General features: G+C 54.5%; 1 protein-coding gene. It reads left to right on the top strand.

What is annotated here, in order from left to right; all coding sequences use genetic code 11:
* The first annotated feature begins 159 nt into the window (after positions 1-159).
* Positions 160-1,545: an IS1182 family transposase gene (locus ACR0LN_RS23910; protein ID WP_480424160.1), complete on the top strand. Its 1,386-nt coding sequence runs from the start codon at positions 160-162 to the stop codon at positions 1,543-1,545.
* The last annotated feature ends 237 nt before the right edge of the window (positions 1,546-1,782 follow it).

The raw sequence follows: 1,782 nt of genomic DNA, 5'->3' as shown, positions 1-1,782 counted from the left end.
TTGGTTGCTGGAACATGATCTCCCACGATTGATCGCAATGTACGGTGACGGCACCTTGAGATTTGAACGGCAGCAATGTCCGTATTCTGTTGAAAAACTCTGTCTTGATCGAAGGCCATCTGGCTGATTCAATTCTCTTATTGAATGGGAGTTTGGATGATGATGGGACCAAAACAGGAAACTCAGGCTGAGCTGTTCTATGAGTTCTCCCTGGAGGAACATGTCCCGGACAATCATCTGCTGCGGTCGATTGATCGATTTGTTGACCTGAGTAGTATCCGCAATCATTTGGCGGATTTTTACAGTCATACTGGTCGCCCTTCCGTCGATCCCGAGTTGCTGATCCGCATGCTGCTGGTGGGCTATTGCTTTGGCATCCGGTCGGAACGGCGGTTGTGCGAAGAAGTGCACCTGAACCTTGCGTATCGCTGGTTCTGTCGCCTCGATCTGACTGATCGAGTGCCGGATCACTCTACCTTTTCCAAGAACCGCCATGGTCGGTTCCGCGAGAGTGAACTCTTGCGGCACGTGTTCGAAACGACAGTGGCGCGGTGCATCGCAGAAGGTTTGGTCAGCGGCCAGCGTATGGCGATTGATGCCAGCTTGATTGAGGCAGAAGCGACCAAGCAGTATTCAGCGTCACAAGAAGAATGGGATGCTGCACAGATCGATGCCAAGACCGCACCGCGCGCTGTTCGGGAATATCTGGAAACCCTGGATGAGGCCGCGTTTGGTGCTGCCTCGCCAGTCAAGCCTAAGTTCATTTCATATTCGGACCCTGCCAGCCAATGGACAGCGGCGCACAAGGCACCAGCCTTCTTTGCTTACTCTGATAACTACCTCGTTGATACAGATCACAGCGTGATTGTGGATGTGGAAGCGACCAGATCCATCCGGCAAGCCGAAGTGGGGTCGACAAAGACGATGCTGGACCGGGTGAAGGACAAGTTCGACCTCGTCCCCGACTGGATGATCGCCGATACCGCCTACGGCTCAGGCCCGATGCTCGGCTGGCTCGTGGATCGCAAGATCGATCCTTACATCCCGGTCATCGACAAGGCCGGACGCCCCGACGGCACCTGGACACGCACAGACTTCGAATGGGACGCTGAGCATGATCAATATATCTGCCCAGAGGGTCACGCGCTTAAACAGTTCCGCCGGAATTACTCTGATCCAAACCGGGGGCCGTCGGGCAAGGGCACAGCCCGCTATCGCGCCTTGAAAGAAGTCTGCCAGGTATGTCCGTCCAAACAAAGATGCTGCCCCAACGCTGATGCACGCAAAATCACCCGCGAAGAGCACGAAGATGCGCGCCAGGTCGCCAGAGATCTGGCCAAAACTGAAGAGTACCAGATTGCGATGAAGCTCAGAAAGAAAGTTGAGATGCTCTTCGCCCACCTCAAGCGCATCCTAGGCCTTGGACGGCTCCGATTACGTGGACCGTGCGGCGCAAATGACGAATTCCTCCTCGCCGCCACCGCCCAGAACCTCCGCAAATTGGCGAAAATCTTTCCCGCACCGCAGCAAACGCGAAACGCCTGACCAGAAAGGCGCTCGTGCCGTGCTCAGGTCACCCCATTCTGCGACTGCAACACGTTGTTTTTCAACAGAATCGGGGGGAAGCCGCCATTCGCTGCATCAGCGTGAAAACCAAGGCCGCGACAAGAAGCAGCCGTTTAATACGGTGATACTAGTTGCTTATGGTCGTTCTTTCTGGCTGTAAATCCAGGATTGTTTCCTGTTGGCAATTGCATATTAAGGTTGATTTCCAATGGGGTC

The organism is Ruegeria sp. AA6, from assembly GCF_056542865.1.
Note: the sequence above shows the minus strand (reverse complement) of the source record. Positions and strands in the feature narration are given on the sequence as shown.

What these genes read in the sequence shown, in the direction of transcription:
- ACR0LN_RS23910 (WP_480424160.1), top strand. Translation starts at nt 160, where the DNA reads ATGATGGGACCAAAACAGGAAACTCAGGCTGAGCTGTTCTATGAGTTC.